The sequence below is a fragment of the Pararhizobium qamdonense genome (genome assembly GCF_029277445.1).
Taxonomy (GTDB): Bacteria; Pseudomonadota; Alphaproteobacteria; order Rhizobiales; family Rhizobiaceae; genus Pararhizobium; species Pararhizobium qamdonense.
Map to the genome: position 1 here is coordinate 2893764 of NZ_CP119566.1, position 15052 is coordinate 2908815.

The window sequence follows — 15052 nt, forward strand, 5'->3', positions numbered from 1 at the left end:
AGGCATCAATGTTCGCGATGCGATATTTTACCACTTCATGAAACATGCTGTGCATGCAGCATTTGACGGCAAAACACAACAATGACCGGAGTTATCCATGTCTGCAGATATTGAAGCACGCATCAAGGAACTGGGAATCACCCTGCCGCAGGCGGCGGCGCCTGCTGCCAATTATGTTCCCTTTGTCATCAGCGGATCGCATCTTTATATCTCTGGCCAGTTGCCCATGGAAAATGGCAAGGTCGCGGTCACCGGACATCTCGGCGACGGCATCGATATTGCCACCGGCCAGCGCGCCGCAGAACTCTGCGCCATCAACATTCTCGCCCAGGCCAAGGCAGCGCTCGGCGGCGACCTCTCGCGCATTCGCCGCATCGTCAAGCTCAATGGCTTCATCGCCTCCAAGCCGACCTTCATCGAGCAGCATCTGGTGATGAACGGCGCTTCCAACCTGATCGCCAACGTGCTCGGCGACGCCGGCATTCATGCGCGCGCCGCCGTCGGCATGGCCGCCCTGCCCTTCAACGCCGCCGTCGAAATCGACGCCGTGATCGAAATCGCCTGAGCGGAACGATATTCATGAAAGACCTGTCCTGGCTGACGGCGCAACCGGTCGCTCATCGCGGCTACCACGACATGAACCATGCCATCTGGGAAAATACGCTTTCTGCCTTTTCCCGCGCGGCCGAACACGGCTTTGCCATCGAATGCGACCTGCAATACACCGCCGACAGCGTACCGGTCGTATTCCACGATGACGATATGCAGAGGCTCTGCGGCATCAAGGGCGATATTCGCGCAAAGACGGCGGGCGAGCTTGGCCTCATCACCATCGGCGGTACCGCCGACAAAATCCCGACGCTCGGACAGCTTTTAAGGCTGGTCAAGGGCCGGGTGCCGATCGTGCTCGAACTGAAAGGCCGCAAGGGCGACGACGAGGGCTTTGCTGACGCCGTGTTGGAAGCGCTGGAAAGCTATGACGGCCCGGTTGCGCTGATGAGTTTCGACCATTGGCTGCTGAAAGACCTGAAAGCCCAGGACCCGCCCTACCCGGTCGGATTGACCGCTGGCGGCAACCAGCCGGAGCAATTTAGCGTTCACGAAGATGCGATGCAGCTCGGGCTTGATTTCATTTCCTATTTCTATGCGGATTTGCCAAACTCGTTCATCAGCAAGGAACGCTCCCTCGGGCGGCCGATCCTGACCTGGACCGTGCGGGATCAGGCCGGCGTCGATTATACCTATGCTCACGCCGATCAGATGACATTCGAGGGTTTCGAACCCAAGGAAAGGCTTATCGCTTAAAGAATGACCGGCGACGTCAAAATCCGCGTCGAGACGTCCTTTCAGGATATTTCGAAGGAATGCTGGGACGGATTGTCTGGGACCACCAAGGGGCAACCCGGCGGCCTCTACAATCCGTTCATTTCGCACGCCTATCTGTCATCGCTGGAGGAGTCTGGCTCGGCGACCGCCGATACCGGCTGGCTCGGCCAGCATCTCCTGATGGAAGATGGCAAGGGCGGATTTGCAGGCGGGCTGATCTGCTACCTCAAGAACCACAGCCAGGGCGAATATGTGTTTGACCACGGCTGGGCCGACGCTCTGGAGCGGGCGGGCGGGCGCTATTATCCAAAGCTGCAATGTTCGGTTCCCTTCACACCGGCAACCGGGCCAAGGCTGCTGAGCGCCACCACGGCTGATGAAACCGCCGTGCGCAATTCGCTTGCCGCCGGTCTGCAGGAACTCACCCGCCGTCATCAGGCCTCGTCTGCGCATGTGACGTTCCTGCCGGAAGATGAAATCGCCACGTTCGAACAGGCGGGCTTCCTGCACCGGACCGACCAGCAGTTCCATTTTATCAATGACGGCTATGCTTCCCACAACGATTTCCTCGAAACGCTGGCATCGCGCAAACGCAAGGCTCTGAAAAAGGAACGCCGCGCCGCGCCCGAAGGCGGCATCACCATCGACTGGCTGACCGGCAAGGACCTGACCGAAAGCATCTGGGATCAGTTTTTCGCCTTCTATATGGATACCGGCAGCCGCAAATGGGGCCGTCCTTACCTGACGCGCAAATTCTATTCGCTGATCGGCGAACGCATGGCCGATGACATTCTGCTTGTCATGGCCAAACGCAACGGCAAATATATTGCCGGCGCCATCAATTTCATCGGCAGCGATGCCCTCTATGGCCGCCACTGGGGCGCGATCGAGGATCATCCCTTCCTGCATTTCGAGGTCTGCTATCATCAGGCGATCGATTTTGCGATCGACAAGGGTTTGAAGCGCGTCGAGGCCGGGGCGCAGGGCGAACACAAGCTGGCGCGCGGCTATCTTCCCGCGACCACCCATTCGGCGCATTTCATCGCCCATCCCGGCTTGAAACGCGCCGTTGCCGATTATCTCTACCGCGAACGGCAGGAGGTCGAGCAAATGAGCGATATCCTGGCCGAGCACAGCCCGTTTCGCAAAGGCGAGCGGCAAGAGACCGACGACTGAAAGACAGACCAGCATTTGAGGAGAGACGCAGATGACCAGCGCCGCCTATGACAGCAACAATATCTTCGCCAAGATCCTGCGCGGCGAAATTCCCGCTCATAAGGTTTATGAGGACGACAACGTGCTCGCCTTCATGGACGTCATGCCGCAGGCGCAGGGTCATGTCCTGGTGGTTCCGAAGGCCGCATCCCGCAACATTCTCGATGCCGATCCGGCCACGCTGTCCGCCCTCATCCTCACCGTCCAGAAAATCGCGATTGCCGCGCAGGAGGCGTTTGACGCCGACGGCGTGACGATCATGCAGTTCAACGAAGCACCGGCGGGACAATCGGTCTTTCACCTGCACTTTCATATCATTCCGCGCCACGAGGGCACGCCGCTGCGGCCGCATTCGGGCAAGATGGAGGACGGGGCCGTGCTTGCGGCGAATGCGGAGAAGATTAGGGATGCGCTCTGATCGCGGGATCAGGCGATCTTTGGCTCACCGATCGTGTGATAGGCATTGCTCATCCTGCGCATTGTCAGGCCTGACAGCGCATAGGCGATCGCGAACACGCCGACGCCACCGAACATGTCGATGAGGTGATGTCCGCCCTGCACGAGGATGGCCAATGCCATGAAGGCATTGAGGCAAAAGATCACTGGCATCAAAACAAAATGGCGCGGCACGAAACAGACCGACATGCATGCCATAACGGTATGGAATGAGGGAAAGCCGATCAAACCCAGGACGTTTTTCGGAGACAGATAATCCACTCCATCGCGGCTGAGGGCCAGCAGCGCGTCGCCATAGGCCGGGGTGACAGCGATCGGAAATGCATCCAGGACAGATTGCGGCAGCTCATGGAAGCTCTTCGCCCCGAAATTGGGGAAAAGCGCCCAAATTACAATCGCCAGAAGCGCGCCAATAACGCCCGTCAGCAGAAAGCGGTGCAACTCTTTCGCCTGTCCCATGAAGCCCAAAACGAGAATAATGACCAGGAGCTGAGGCAGAGAGGTGAAATAGACCTGATACAGGAATGTGCCGAACCACGGGTAATTCGACACCCAGATCAACAAAGTGGGCCAATGATATCCCATCGCCGCATCGACCTGCATCAGAAAATCATCAATGGGTGCAAAGGCGTTGGGCAGAAACATATAATTGAAAATCGAGCCGATAATGGTGAACAGGATGAACAATCCCGCCGCCGTAAGAGCCAGCGCGAGACGGCCTTCATTCCGGATGACGCGATAATACTGCCCGATTGCCACCAGAAACAATCCGATCCCAATCACGCTGGCATAGCCCATGACATCGACCGGTATGTTCTTCACAAAGAGCAACACGGCATCCAATGCGGCCAGCACCAAAAGAATTCGGACGACGAACCATTCTCCCGGCAAAAAACGCATCTGCTGCTCCTTTGAAAACAGGCAACACATACGCCATCGCATTTAAGATTCGGCTAAGCGCAGGTGCACTTTGCGGGCGTTTCTTAAAATCCCAATGCCCATAATCCCATAGCCAGCACCGCAATTGCCGTGCCAATGCCAACCGCCGGTTTCTGCCGGCCGATGAAGAAGGCGGCGGCACCGGCGGCGATCGATCCGAGCCGGAGCCAGAGCGGTGACTGTTCGAGAATGCCGGTGGGATACAGAATCAGCTTGGCGATGACGGCTGCCACCAGGGCGGTTGCGACCGCCCTCACCCAATTGAGGACTTCGGAATCCTCGCGCAGCCGGTTGCCCGCGAGAACGCCGAGCCAGCGCCAGAGATCGGTTGCCAGCCATCCGGCGATGGCGATGAAGACATAGGCCCACCAGCCTTCCAGCACGGTCATGCGCGGCCCTCCCGGCGTGTGCGCCACTGGCGCTCTGCCATCCAGGCCAGCGTGCCGCCGCCAACGCCCGCCAGCAGAATATCGAATTCCGGCGCGAGCCAGTAGAAAAACGGTCCAGCCACCAGGCCGATAATCAATGCCACGTAGATCACCGGATGACGGGCCGAACTCCAGATCGACGCCAGGAAATAAACCGGCGTCAGGAAGAACAGGCAACCGGCGACGATGGGCGGAAATTCCGCCACGAATTGATAGACGGCGGCGACCAGAACCATGTTGGCGACGACAAGCGTGATACCGAAGCCTGCAAAGAAGGCGACGCGATGCTCACGCGGTACCGCCTGCACCCGCTCCATGGCAAATACCCAAGCGGTGATCGCCACGAAATGCGAGAGAAACAGCAACAGCCAAGTCGGCGTTTTTTCGGTGCGGATTTCCGGGACGAGCGCTGCGACCATCGGCATCAGCCGGATGGAGGACAAAGTGACGGCGATGAAGGCGGTCAGCAGATTGGCGCCACCGAGGATCGAACTGACGAGGATGACCTTGGCCGGCAGCGCCCAGACGGCGCCGACCATGAACACCACCTGCTCGACGGGAATGCCGGCCTGGGCGGTAAAGGCGCAAAAGCCGACGAAGGACAGCATCAGGATCATTGCCGGCAGGCTGAAAATCCCACGCATGCCCGCCACGAACCACGTCCGCCCCGAGCCGGTCGTCTGGCCATCGTCCATCACACCATCCGTCTGTTCAGTGCCACAAAAAAACGGTGCCGGACAATCAAGTCCGGCACCGTGTGTCTATTTCGGCTGGGTTATTTCTTGCGCGGCACCTTCGGCACCGTGCTGCCCTTGCGGGGTGGCTCGGCGGCCTTGGCGCTTACCGGTTCGTCAGCCTTGGTTGTTGCCTTGGCTGCCTTCTTCAGCTTGACAGGCGCATCAGTCTCAGCGCCGACGCTTTCCAGTTCCTTCGGCTTTGCAGCTTTTGAGGCCTTCTTGACCGGAGTGACAACCTCCGCCTTCGGCTTGATCCGCGCCGTTTCCGGCACGTAATCGAGCAGCAGGCCCTTGGCGCCATCCGGCTTAGTGCCGACCGTCACCTTGACGACGCCACCCTTCTTCAGCTTGCCGAAGAGGATCTCGTCTGCCAATGGCTTCTTGATGTGTTCCTGGATGACACGCGCCAGCGGCCGCGCACCCATCTTTTCATCATAGCCCTTGTCGGACAGCCAAGCGATGGCTTCCGGCTGCAGGTCGAAGGTGACGTTGCGTTCGGCCAGCTGGGTTTCCAGCTGCATGACGAACTTCTGCACCACCTGATGGATGACCGGCGTCGGCAGCGAGGCGAACGGAATGACCGCATCAAGACGGTTGCGGAATTCCGGCGTGAACAAGCGGTTCAGAGCCTCCACATCGTCGCCTTCCCGCTTGGCAGAGCCGAAGCCGAAGGCAGCCTTTGCCATTTCCGACGCGCCCGCATTGGTCGTCATGATCAGGATGACGTTGCGGAAGTCGATCTTCTTGCCGTTATGGTCGGTCAGCGAGCCGTGATCCATGACCTGCAACAGGATGTTGAACAGGTCCGGATGCGCCTTTTCGATTTCGTCGAGCAGCAGCACGGAGTGCGGATGCTGATCGATACCATCGGTCAGCAGGCCACCCTGATCGAAGCCGACATAGCCGGGAGGTGCGCCGAGCAGACGCGAGACCGTATGCCGCTCCATATATTCCGACATGTCGAAACGGATGAGCTCGACGCCCAGCGACGCAGCCAGCTGCTTGGCGACTTCCGTCTTGCCGACACCGGTCGGGCCGGAGAAGACATAGGAACCTATCGGCTTGTTGGGTTCACGCAGGCCAGCACGCGCCAGCTTGATCGCCGAGGCAAGCGCCTCGATGGCGAGATCCTGGCCGTAGACGACCGAGCGCAGTTCCTTCTCAAGATTGGCGAGAACGGCCTCGTCATCCTTGGAGACGGATTTCGGCGGAATACGGGCCATCGTCGCGATCGTCGCTTCGATTTCCTTCTCGGTGATCAGCTTGCGGCGCTTGCTGACAGGCAAGAGCATCTGGGCTGCACCGGTCTCGTCGATCACGTCGATCGCCTTGTCCGGCAGCTTGCGGTCGTTGATGTAGCGGGCCGACAGCTCGACGGCGGACTTAATGGCCTCGTTCGAGTATTTCAGCTTGTGGTAATCCTCGAAATACGGCTTCAGGCCCTTCATGATTTCGATGGCGTCATCGATGGTCGGTTCGCTGACGTCGATCTTCTGGAACCGGCGCACGAGGGCACGGTCCTTTTCGAAGAACTGGCGATATTCCTTATAGGTGGTCGAACCGATGCAGCGGATCGCGCCCGAAGACAGAGCCGGCTTCAACAGGTTGGACGCATCCATGGCGCCGCCAGACGTCGCACCGGCACCGATGACGGTGTGGATCTCGTCAATGAACAGCACGGCGCCCGGATATTCCTCGAGTTCCTTGACCACCTGCTTCAAACGCTCTTCGAAGTCACCGCGATAGCGGGTGCCGGCGAGCAGCGTGCCCATGTCGAGCGAGAAGATCGTCGCGTCCTGCAACGCTTCGGGAACCTTCTTCTCGACGATGCGCTTGGCCAGACCTTCGGCAATCGCCGTCTTGCCGACGCCGGGGTCGCCCACATAAAGCGGGTTGTTCTTGGAACGGCGGCACAGGATCTGGATGGTCCGGTTGACCTCCGCATGGCGGCCGATCAGCGGGTCGATCTTGCCGACCTTGGCCTTCTCGTTGAGATTGACGCAATAGGCCGTCAGCGCATCCTGCTGCTTCTTCGGTCCGCTTTCATCCTGCTCGCGCGATGCCTTCTGTTCGGACTCCGGCTCGTCGGCGCCGCGTGGCGGACGGGCTTCCGATGCGCCGGGGCGTTTGCCGATCCCGTGCGAAATGAAATTGACCGCGTCGTAGCGGGTCATTTCCTGCTCCTGCAGGAAATAGGCCGCATGGCTCTCGCGTTCGGCAAAAATAGCGACCAGCACGTTGGCACCGGTCACTTCCTCGCGTCCGGAAGATTGGACATGGATGACGGCACGCTGGATGACGCGTTGGAAACCCGCCGTCGGCTTGGAATCCTCATCGTAACCCGTCACCAGGTTGCCGAGTTCGTTATCGACATAATCGGAGACTGTCTTGCGCAATGCGTCGAGATTGACGTTGCACGCGCCCATGACAGCTGCCGCATCGGCATCGTCGATCAATGCCAACAGGAGGTGCTCCAGGGTCGCATATTCGTGATGGCGCTCATTGGCCAGCGTCAGAGCCTGGTGCAGGGCTTTTTCAAGGCTTGTTGAAAATGTTGGCACGTCAGTTCCTCATTTCTTTTCCATGACGCATTGCAGCGGGTGCTGATGCTCGCGGGCGAAATCCATCACCTGCGTCACTTTGGTTTCGGCAACTTCGTAGGTGAAAACACCGCACTCACCCACGCCGTGATTGTGAACATGCAGCATGATCAAAGTTGCCGCTTCGCGGTCCTTCTGGAAGAAACGCTCCAGAATATGGATTACGAATTCCATCGGCGTATAGTCGTCGTTGAGAAGCAGGACGCGATAAAGGCTCGGCTTCTTGGTCTTCGGCTGCGTCCGCGTGATGACGGACGTGCCGCGATTGGCGTTGCCCCCATCCCCGTCGCTGTCTTTTTGCATCCGGACCGGCATGGCGATCATTCTACTTCATTCCCTTGTCCAGCCGCAAACGCTTGGGAGATATTTGCGACCTGTTCGTGACACTTAATCTAGTGGTTCTTTTTCAGATTTTAAGGCTGTTCGTCTGCACTGCAATCACATTTGCGTCGTCAAGCACAAGATTGATCACTTTCTTGCCGCCGCCTATCGCCAATACAGCCGTTTAGACAACAAAAAACCGGCCGCAGAAAGTGGGGCCGGCTTTTCAATGCTCAAACTGTGCAGTTTGCCTTAGGCGGCGACGGCAGCCTTGGCAGCAGCCGTTGCCTTGGCAACCGGCGCTTCGTAGGGCTTGTAAGCACCCTTGGCCAGATCGGCATACAATTCGCCGATCTTGGTGGCTTCGGCGATATAGCCTTCATATGCGCTCTTCACGTAGCTCGTCTGCAGCTCGAAAGCAGCCTCGATGCTCTTGACCGAGCTGATCTTCTCGATATGGGCAACGTTGTTTTCAAAGGCCTTCTTGGAGTAGTCGGCAGCTTCGGTGGCGATAGCCTGGAAAGCCTTGGTCACGGACGCATAGCTTTTCAGGATCGTGTCCAGCGATTCCTTGCTCTGTTTATTTGCATCTTCGAAATTGAACATCAGACTGCTCCTTTTGTGACGCTCGCAATAGCAATATTTTATGTGCACTGCACAATAAAGTCAAATATGGACGTGCAGCGCAATAAAACGCTGTGATTGCAACATCTTGATGAAAATTAGAGCAAACCGGAGCGTTTTTGCCGCGAAAATAAACGAAATCGTGAATTCAACAAAAAACCCGGCCTGAAATCAGCGCCGGGTTCAAGTCATCAACACAATCAGAACGCGTGAATTAAAGGTCGATGTCGAGAATTGCCATCGAGAAGCTGTAGGACAATTCGCCGTCTTCCTCATCGCGGAAGATGACGCCCAGGAACTCGTCGCCGAGGTAAACCTCAGCGGATTCATCTTTTTTCGGCCGCGCCTTGATGACCATTCCCTGATTGAACGTGCGCTTGAAATAGGCTTCGAGCTTTTTGATTTCTTCCGGCTTCACGTCTTTTCTCCATGGCAGTTTGATTTGCGCCGCTTTTCGCACAGAGCTTCGATGGGTGTAAACCCCTGGCCGGCGGCCATGCGGCAAATCACACGTTCAGATTTCGAAGGAAACCAGCAGCTGGTCCATGGAACGGGACGGTTCCGAACAGCCGGCCTCGCCCACCACGCGGGCAGGAACGCCAGCAACCGTGGTCTTGGACGGAACCTCCTTGAGCACGACGGAGCCTGCGGCCACCCGCGAGCAATTTCCGATATGGATATTGCCGAGAATTTTTGCGCCGGCACCGATCAGCACGCCATTGCCGATCTTCGGATGACGGTCGCTGCCCTCCTTGCCGGTGCCGCCGAGCGTCACACCGTGGAGAATGGAGACGTTGTCGCCGATCACCGCGGTTTCGCCAACGACGAGCCCGGTCGCGTGATCCAGGAAAATGCCCTTGCCGATGCGCGCCGCAGGGTTGATGTCGGTCTGGAAAACCGACGACGAGCGGCTTTGCAGATAAAGCGCAAAATCGCGGCGGCCGCGGTTCATCAGCCAATGCGCAAGACGATGGGTCTGGATGGCGTGGAAACCCTTGAAATACAGGATTGCCTCCAGAAAACGCGTGCAGGCCGGGTCGCGATCATAGACGGCCTGAATATCGACACGCAGGATGCTGCCCCATTCCGGCCAGTCCTCGAGCATTTCGGAAAAGGTCTGGCGCAGGAGATTGGCCTGAAGATCGGGATGATCGAGACGCTCGCAGATGCGGTAGATGACGCTGTCTTCAAGCGAGCGCTGATTGATGATGACGGAATACAGGAACGCAGCCAGCAAGGGATCCTGCTGGGCAGCGATCCGCGCCTCTTCCTGCAGACTATCCCAGATCGGATCCATGATCTTCACGGTTTCGCTCTGGCGTATGTCAGTCCTGGCGACCATCGCCACTCTCCTTCGTCGTCCGTCTGTCCATCAGGTATAGGCCAAATCGCACCGGATATAAATGGCCGCCCGGAAATAGACGCTTAAAACGCTGATCCAGCGCTACGCTTGCCCGACCTTGCCCCAAAACTCAAGCGCAGCCTTTTTGAAGACCCTGTCGCCGACGGCCAGCATATGATCGCGGCCGGGAATATCGAGAGCCACGGCATCGGGGATAAGGGCTGCCAGTTCCTGCGCGGAACCGGCAATATCGTCCTTGGTGCCAACGGCGACCAGGACGGGAACAGCGATACGGCCCATATCCTCGACGGACAAGAGGTCGCGCGAGGTCGAGATGCAGGCAGCGAGCGCCTTGCGGTCGCTCTTCGTCTGGTCGGCAAAGGCGCGAAACATCCGCCCCCGCTCATGGGTCACCACATCGAGCGACGGCGCGTTCAAAGCATCGGCTATCGGATCCCAGTCTCCAACCCCGGTGACCATCCCGATACCAAGGCCACCCAGAACGAGCGAGCGCACGCGATTGGGATGCGCAAGCGTCAGGAATGCCGAAATGCGGGCTCCCATCGAGTAGCCCATGACATGCGCCTCGGCGATACCGAGATGATCGAGCAGCGCCACGGCGTCTCCTGCCATCGACTGCGGATGATAGACGGACGGGTCATGCGGCTTTCCGCTGGCGCCATGGCCGCGATTGTCGAGTGCAATCACCCGGAATCCCGCATCGCCCAGCGTCTTCAGCCAGCCCGGAAAGACCCAGTTCACATTGGCGCTGGAGGCAAATCCATGGATCAGCAGGATGGGATCACCGGACGGATCGCCCTCGTCGAAATAGGCGATCGGCAGGCCGTCATGGGTGAAGGTGGAAAAAGCGGGCGGGTTCAGATCCATGGCATGCGTCCTGTTTTTCTGCGACCCTATGACAGCGGCGGCACCGCGAAAACCCCGCAACGCCAAAAAACCCGCAGGCGCGGCATCTTTGCCGCTACACTTTTGACGCAAAGCTTTCTATGGTGCGGCCGAATTCGACTATTCTTCTACATGACGGAGCATGACATGGCCGGGCACGGTATTCCCCACTTTCAAAACGATGGCGGCCACGCGGTGATCGAGGTCGGCGTCAAGGAATTCATGTGCACGGGTGCCTCTGTGCCGTTCGATCACCCGCATATCTATATCGACATGGGCGACGACAACGAAAAAGTCTGTTCCTACTGCTCGACGCTCTACCGCTACAACGCGAAGCTTCATGCGGACCAGACGGTCCCGGACGGCTGCACGTTCAATGCCAAGGCGGCGTAAGCTGCAAACGCTCCCCGCATGACGCGACCCGTTGCGATCGTTGGCGCCGGCATAGCCGGGCTGACGGCGGCCCTCAGTTTTGCCCGCAAAGGCATGGAGACCGACATCTTTGAACGCACCAGCGTTCTCAGCGAGGCCGGTGCCGGGCTGCAGCTCTCGCCGAATGCAACACGGATTCTTGCCAGGCTCGGGCTGCTCCCGGCGTTGGAAAGCCTCTGGAGCGAACCGCAGGCGATCACGCTGGCGAGCGGTGTATCGCTGCGCACGATCGCGTCCGTTCCCTCCGGCCCATTCGCACGCAGCCGCTGGCAATCACCCTATGGCGTTCTTCACAGGGCCGATCTGCAAAAGACCCTGCTGGATGCCGTCAATGCCAATCGCCTTTGCCGTCTTCATCTCGGCACGCAGATCGGGGATGCCGATCACGGTCGGATAAATGGCAGCGAGCCACGTCTTGTGGTGGGCGCCGATGGCGTCTGGTCGCAGATGAGAAAGCAGATAGAAGCCGCTGGAAAATCGATCTTTTCCGGCAATGTAGCCTGGCGCTTCACGCTCAGTGAGGAGGAGGCTCCGGCGGTGTTCGATAAAACCAAAGTCACGGCCTTTCTCGGCAGCGGCTCGCACCTGGTCGTCTACCCCTTGCAGCACTCCGGCCGTTTCAATGTGGTCGCCATCACCGCCGGTGCTGATCCCGGACAATCATGGGACAGCACCCTGCCCTTGGACCATAGCCGCGAACGCTTGCTGAAGGCCTTCCATGGATGGCATCCGCAGATCACCGATCTGCTGCGGCAGGCGGGCGGGCTGACGATCTGGCCGCTGCATGAAGTCAGTGACGGCGCCTGGCATCAGGGAGATAAAGCAGTGCTGATCGGCGACGCCGCCCATGCGATGATGCCCTTTGCTGCGCAAGGGGCGGCAATGGCGATCGAGGACGGGTTTGAGCTTGCTTCGTTCGTGGCGGCTGGAAAGCCGCTGAGCGCCTTTGCCGATCACCGCAAAAGCCGCATGGCGCGCGTCCGCTCGCGTGGCGCCTTCAACCGTTTTGCCTATCACGCCCGCGGCCCGGCACGGCTCGGGCGCGATATCGTCCTCTCGCTGCGGCGGCCGGAAAGCCTGGCCGCCGATTTCGACTGGCTTTATGGGTACGAGCCGAAGGACTGAACGTCAGACGGCCTTTGCGGCCGCAAACCCGGCTTCGATGTCCTTGCGCAAATCCGCAACATCCTCAAGGCCGATCTGCAGCCGAATGACCGGACCTTCGGCGGGCGCCTTGCAGACTTTGCGATCGGACAGACCGACATGCACGGCCAAGCTCTCATACCCACCCCAGGACCAGCCGAGGCCGAAGATCGACAGCGCGTCGAGGAAGGCATGCGCCTTCGGCTTGAACTGATCAGCACTTTCAGCCTTGAGTACGACGGAGAAGATACCGCTTGATCCGGTAAAATCCCGTTTCCACAGGTCATGACCGGGAAAGCCCGGCAAGGCCGGGTGCAACACGCGGGCGACATCGTCGCGCTCTTCCAGCCAGCGGGCAATATTGAGCGCGCTTTCCTGATGGCGCTCCAGCCGGATGCCCATCGTGCGCAAGCCGCGCAAAATCTGGTAGCTGTCATCGGGCGAGCCGCAGAGGCCGAGTGCGCCATGCGTTTCGAGCAACTGCTCCCAATGGGCCGCATTGGCAGAGATCGTGCCCATGAGAATATCGGAATGACCCGACGGGTATTTGGTCGCCGCATGGATCGATATATCGACGCCGTGATCCAGCGGCTTGAAATAAAGCGGCGTTGCCCAGGTATTGTCCATCGTCACCACGCAGCCATGGCGATGCGCGACAGCCGATATCGCGCGAATATCCTGCATTTCGAATGTGTTGGACCCCGGCGCTTCGGTATGGACAAGCTTGGTATTCGACTTGATCAGGCTTTCGATACCGGCCCCAATCATCGGGTCGTAATATTCGACGGTGACGCCGAGCCGCGTCAGCATGGTGTCGCAGAAATGCCGGGTCGGGAAATAGACCGAATCGACGATCAGCGCATGATCGCCCGCCGACAGGAAAGCCAGGAACGGCACGGTGACGGCGGCGAGCCCGGACGGGACAAGAACAGTGCCGGCCGAACCCTCAAGCGCATCGATCGCCTCACACAAAGCATCGGTGGTCGGCGTTCCCCGCGTTCCATAGGTGTATTTCTGCGCCTTGGTTTCCATGGCTTTTGCGTTGGGAAACAACACAGTGGACGCGTGCACGACAGGCGGATTGACGAACCCATGAAAATCGAAGGGCGAATTGCCGATATGCGACAGCTTCGTGTTCACGCCGGCGGCGGCGAGGAAATCATTCTTTTCAGTCATGGGAAGGTCCGCTTGTGAAATTTCATGTCCCCTCCCTTCTCAGCCCAGCGGGCCGGAGGGTCAAGGGACTTCGCCTGCAGTAAGCTGGCGTAAATGCGGAAAACTGCGGATATGGAAGTTTTTTGAACATAAAACTGCATCAAACCGTCAAAAACTGCCTAAACATGCGGCGCAATCAACGTTTCTGGTGGTGCAGCCCGGAAAATCGGCAACGTGTCTTGACCCTGCGCTGTTTTGAGCATGAGATAGACAGTACTCGCGCCAGGAGGGTGGCGGGGGCCGTTGCTGCATCCAAGCGCAGCCTGCGGGACAAGAACAAAGACAACAGAAAAAGGTTCTAAAAAATGGCAAAAAGAATTCTGACAGCGCTCATCGGCGCTGCCGTCATGGGGATTGGCACTCAGGCAGCATCGGCAACTACGCTCGGCGACGTCAAGGCGAAGGGTTTCCTTCAATGCGGCGTCAACACCGGCCTGACAGGCTTTGCCTCCCCGGACGCCTCGGGTAACTGGAGCGGCTTCGACGTCGATTATTGCAAGGCGATTGCTGCTGCGATCTTTGGCGACGCGACCAAGGTAAAATACACCCCGACATCCGCCAAGGACCGTTTCCCGGCGCTGCAGTCGGGCGAAGTGGACGTTCTGGCCCGTAACACGACCTGGACGATCAACCGCGATACCGCACTCGGCTTCAACTTCCGCGCAGTCAACTATTATGACGGCCAGGGCTTCATGGTCCGCAAGTCTTTGAACGTGAAGTCGGCGCTTGAGCTGTCCGGCGCTGCCGTCTGCGTCCAGACCGGCACCACGACCGAACTGAACCTCGCCGACTATTTCAAGGCCAACAATCTGCAGTACAACCCGGTCGTTTTCGAAAAGCTCGAAGAAGTGAACGCTGCCTATGATGCCGGCCGTTGCGACGTCTACACGACGGACCAGTCGGGCCTCTATTCGCTGCGTCTGACGCTGGCTGCTCCGGACGATCACATGATCCTGCCGGAAATCATCTCCAAGGAGCCGCTTGGACCGGCCGTCCGCCAGGGCGACGACCAGTGGTTTGACATTGTCAGCTGGGTTCATTACGCGCTCGTCGGCGCCGAAGACTTCGGCATCACTTCGGCCAATGTCGAGGAAATGAAGAAGTCGACCAACCCGGACATCCAGCGCTTCCTCGGCGTTGAGGCAGACACCAAGATCGGTACCGACCTTGGCCTGGAAAACGATTGGGCCGTCAAGATCATCAAGGCTGTGGGCAACTATGGCGAAGTGTTTGACCGCAACATCGGTGCAGGCAGCCCGCTGAAGATCGAACGTGGCCTGAACGCTCTGTGGAGCAAGGGCGGCATCCAGTATGCACCGCCAGTACGCTAAGACCATATGACAATCGGGAAAGCGGCTCCGGCCGCTT

Annotated in this window: 17 protein-coding genes; 7 read left to right on the forward strand and 10 right to left on the reverse strand. The window is 58.8% G+C overall.

Annotated elements, in window-relative coordinates; genetic code table 11:
* Nucleotides 1-97 precede the first annotated feature (97 nt).
* Genes PYR65_RS14015 through PYR65_RS14030 form a run of 4 tightly spaced genes read left to right on the forward strand, consistent with a single transcriptional unit; the run spans nucleotide 98 to nucleotide 2959 of the window.
* Nucleotides 98-565 carry a RidA family protein gene (locus tag PYR65_RS14015; RefSeq protein WP_060638272.1) on the forward strand — a complete coding sequence of 156 codons (468 nt, stop codon included), beginning with the start codon at nucleotides 98-100 and terminating at the stop codon, nucleotides 563-565.
* 14 nt (nucleotides 566-579) lie between these two features.
* Nucleotides 580-1305 carry a glycerophosphodiester phosphodiesterase gene (locus PYR65_RS14020; RefSeq protein ID WP_276118438.1) on the forward strand — a complete coding sequence of 242 codons (726 nt, stop codon included), beginning with the start codon at nucleotides 580-582 and terminating at the stop codon, nucleotides 1303-1305.
* Between the two features lie 3 nt (nucleotides 1306-1308).
* Nucleotides 1309-2502 carry a GNAT family N-acetyltransferase gene (locus tag PYR65_RS14025; RefSeq protein ID WP_276118439.1) on the forward strand — a complete coding sequence of 398 codons (1194 nt, stop codon included), beginning with the start codon at nucleotides 1309-1311 and terminating at the stop codon, nucleotides 2500-2502.
* A 31-nt stretch (nucleotides 2503-2533) separates the two neighbouring features.
* Nucleotides 2534-2959 (forward strand): HIT family protein, encoded by a 426-nt coding sequence (locus PYR65_RS14030; RefSeq protein ID WP_276118440.1) that lies wholly within the window; start codon nucleotides 2534-2536, stop codon nucleotides 2957-2959.
* A gap of 8 nt (nucleotides 2960-2967) precedes the next feature.
* On the opposite strand, the gene PYR65_RS14035 is transcribed toward PYR65_RS14030, so the two are convergent.
* The 9 genes from PYR65_RS14035 to PYR65_RS14075 form a co-directional block, all read right to left on the reverse strand.
* Complete coding sequence (locus PYR65_RS14035; protein WP_276118441.1) at nucleotides 2968-3897, reverse strand: phosphatase PAP2 family protein; 930 nt, start codon at nucleotides 3895-3897, stop codon at nucleotides 2968-2970.
* A gap of 83 nt (nucleotides 3898-3980) precedes the next feature.
* Nucleotides 3981-4325, reverse strand: a complete 345-nt coding sequence (locus PYR65_RS14040; RefSeq protein WP_060638277.1) for an AzlD domain-containing protein — start codon at nucleotides 4323-4325, stop codon at nucleotides 3981-3983.
* On the reverse strand, nucleotides 4322-5059 hold the full coding sequence (locus tag PYR65_RS14045; RefSeq protein WP_276118442.1) for an AzlC family ABC transporter permease: 738 nt from the start codon (nucleotides 5057-5059) through the stop codon (nucleotides 4322-4324). The genes PYR65_RS14040 and PYR65_RS14045 overlap by 4 nt, the downstream gene beginning before the upstream one ends.
* Nucleotides 5060-5139: 80 nt before the next feature.
* Nucleotides 5140-7662, reverse strand: a complete 2523-nt coding sequence (gene clpA / locus PYR65_RS14050) for an ATP-dependent Clp protease ATP-binding subunit ClpA (protein ID WP_276118443.1) — start codon at nucleotides 7660-7662, stop codon at nucleotides 5140-5142.
* A gap of 9 nt (nucleotides 7663-7671) precedes the next feature.
* Nucleotides 7672-8025 (reverse strand): ATP-dependent Clp protease adapter ClpS, encoded by a 354-nt coding sequence (gene clpS / locus PYR65_RS14055; RefSeq protein ID WP_060638280.1) that lies wholly within the window; start codon nucleotides 8023-8025, stop codon nucleotides 7672-7674.
* Nucleotides 8026-8274: 249 nt separating this feature from the next.
* A complete protein-coding gene (locus PYR65_RS14060; protein WP_276118444.1) occupies nucleotides 8275-8628 on the reverse strand; it encodes a phasin family protein in 354 nt (117 codons plus the stop codon).
* 232 nt (nucleotides 8629-8860) lie between these two features.
* Nucleotides 8861-9064 carry a DUF3126 family protein gene (locus PYR65_RS14065; RefSeq protein ID WP_060638282.1) on the reverse strand — a complete coding sequence of 68 codons (204 nt, stop codon included), beginning with the start codon at nucleotides 9062-9064 and terminating at the stop codon, nucleotides 8861-8863.
* A 96-nt stretch (nucleotides 9065-9160) separates the two neighbouring features.
* Nucleotides 9161-9988 (reverse strand): serine O-acetyltransferase, encoded by an 828-nt coding sequence (gene cysE, locus PYR65_RS14070; protein ID WP_060638283.1) that lies wholly within the window; start codon nucleotides 9986-9988, stop codon nucleotides 9161-9163.
* Nucleotides 9989-10090: 102 nt separating this feature from the next.
* Nucleotides 10091-10876, reverse strand: a complete 786-nt coding sequence (locus PYR65_RS14075; RefSeq protein WP_276118445.1) for an alpha/beta fold hydrolase — start codon at nucleotides 10874-10876, stop codon at nucleotides 10091-10093.
* Between the two features lie 165 nt (nucleotides 10877-11041).
* On the opposite strand from PYR65_RS14075, the gene PYR65_RS14080 reads away from it, so the two are divergent.
* Both PYR65_RS14080 and PYR65_RS14085 read left to right on the forward strand, forming a co-directional pair.
* The gene (locus PYR65_RS14080) at nucleotides 11042-11287 is read left to right on the forward strand and encodes a zinc-finger domain-containing protein (RefSeq protein WP_037100916.1); all 246 of its coding nucleotides are present in this window, start codon (nucleotides 11042-11044) and stop codon (nucleotides 11285-11287) included.
* 18 nt (nucleotides 11288-11305) lie between these two features.
* Nucleotides 11306-12451, forward strand: a complete 1146-nt coding sequence (locus tag PYR65_RS14085; protein ID WP_276118446.1) for an FAD-dependent monooxygenase — start codon at nucleotides 11306-11308, stop codon at nucleotides 12449-12451.
* Nucleotides 12452-12454: 3 nt separating this feature from the next.
* On the opposite strand, the gene PYR65_RS14090 is transcribed toward PYR65_RS14085, so the two are convergent.
* A complete protein-coding gene (locus PYR65_RS14090) occupies nucleotides 12455-13645 on the reverse strand; it encodes a cystathionine beta-lyase (RefSeq protein WP_276118447.1) in 1191 nt (396 codons plus the stop codon).
* A 344-nt stretch (nucleotides 13646-13989) separates the two neighbouring features.
* Here PYR65_RS14090 and PYR65_RS14095 point away from each other — a divergent pair, with 344 nt between their 5' ends.
* The gene (locus tag PYR65_RS14095; RefSeq protein ID WP_276118448.1) at nucleotides 13990-15015 is read left to right on the forward strand and encodes an amino acid ABC transporter substrate-binding protein; all 1026 of its coding nucleotides are present in this window, start codon (nucleotides 13990-13992) and stop codon (nucleotides 15013-15015) included.
* Nucleotides 15016-15052 lie beyond the last annotated feature (37 nt).

Bases quoted from the DNA above. Each gene is read 5' to 3' on its own strand.
- PYR65_RS14015 (WP_060638272.1), top strand. From the start codon at position 98: ATGTCTGCAGATATTGAAGCACGCATCAAGGAACTGGGAATCACCCTG.
- PYR65_RS14020 (WP_276118438.1), top strand. From the start codon at position 580: ATGAAAGACCTGTCCTGGCTGACGGCGCAACCGGTCGCTCATCGCGGC.
- PYR65_RS14025 (WP_276118439.1), top strand. From the start codon at position 1,309: ATGACCGGCGACGTCAAAATCCGCGTCGAGACGTCCTTTCAGGATATT.
- PYR65_RS14030 (WP_276118440.1), top strand. From the start codon at position 2,534: ATGACCAGCGCCGCCTATGACAGCAACAATATCTTCGCCAAGATCCTG.
- PYR65_RS14035 (WP_276118441.1), bottom strand. From the start codon at position 3,897: ATGCGTTTTTTGCCGGGAGAATGGTTCGTCGTCCGAATTCTTTTGGTG.
- PYR65_RS14040 (WP_060638277.1), bottom strand. From the start codon at position 4,325: ATGACCGTGCTGGAAGGCTGGTGGGCCTATGTCTTCATCGCCATCGCC.
- PYR65_RS14045 (WP_276118442.1), bottom strand. From the start codon at position 5,059: ATGGACGATGGCCAGACGACCGGCTCGGGGCGGACGTGGTTCGTGGCG.
- clpS (WP_060638280.1), bottom strand. From the start codon at position 8,025: ATGATCGCCATGCCGGTCCGGATGCAAAAAGACAGCGACGGGGATGGG.
- PYR65_RS14060 (WP_276118444.1), bottom strand. From the start codon at position 8,628: ATGTTCAATTTCGAAGATGCAAATAAACAGAGCAAGGAATCGCTGGAC.
- cysE (WP_060638283.1), bottom strand. From the start codon at position 9,988: ATGGTCGCCAGGACTGACATACGCCAGAGCGAAACCGTGAAGATCATG.
- PYR65_RS14075 (WP_276118445.1), bottom strand. From the start codon at position 10,876: ATGGATCTGAACCCGCCCGCTTTTTCCACCTTCACCCATGACGGCCTG.
- PYR65_RS14080 (WP_037100916.1), top strand. From the start codon at position 11,042: ATGGCCGGGCACGGTATTCCCCACTTTCAAAACGATGGCGGCCACGCG.
- PYR65_RS14085 (WP_276118446.1), top strand. From the start codon at position 11,306: ATGACGCGACCCGTTGCGATCGTTGGCGCCGGCATAGCCGGGCTGACG.
- PYR65_RS14090 (WP_276118447.1), bottom strand. From the start codon at position 13,645: ATGACTGAAAAGAATGATTTCCTCGCCGCCGCCGGCGTGAACACGAAG.
- PYR65_RS14095 (WP_276118448.1), top strand. From the start codon at position 13,990: ATGGCAAAAAGAATTCTGACAGCGCTCATCGGCGCTGCCGTCATGGGG.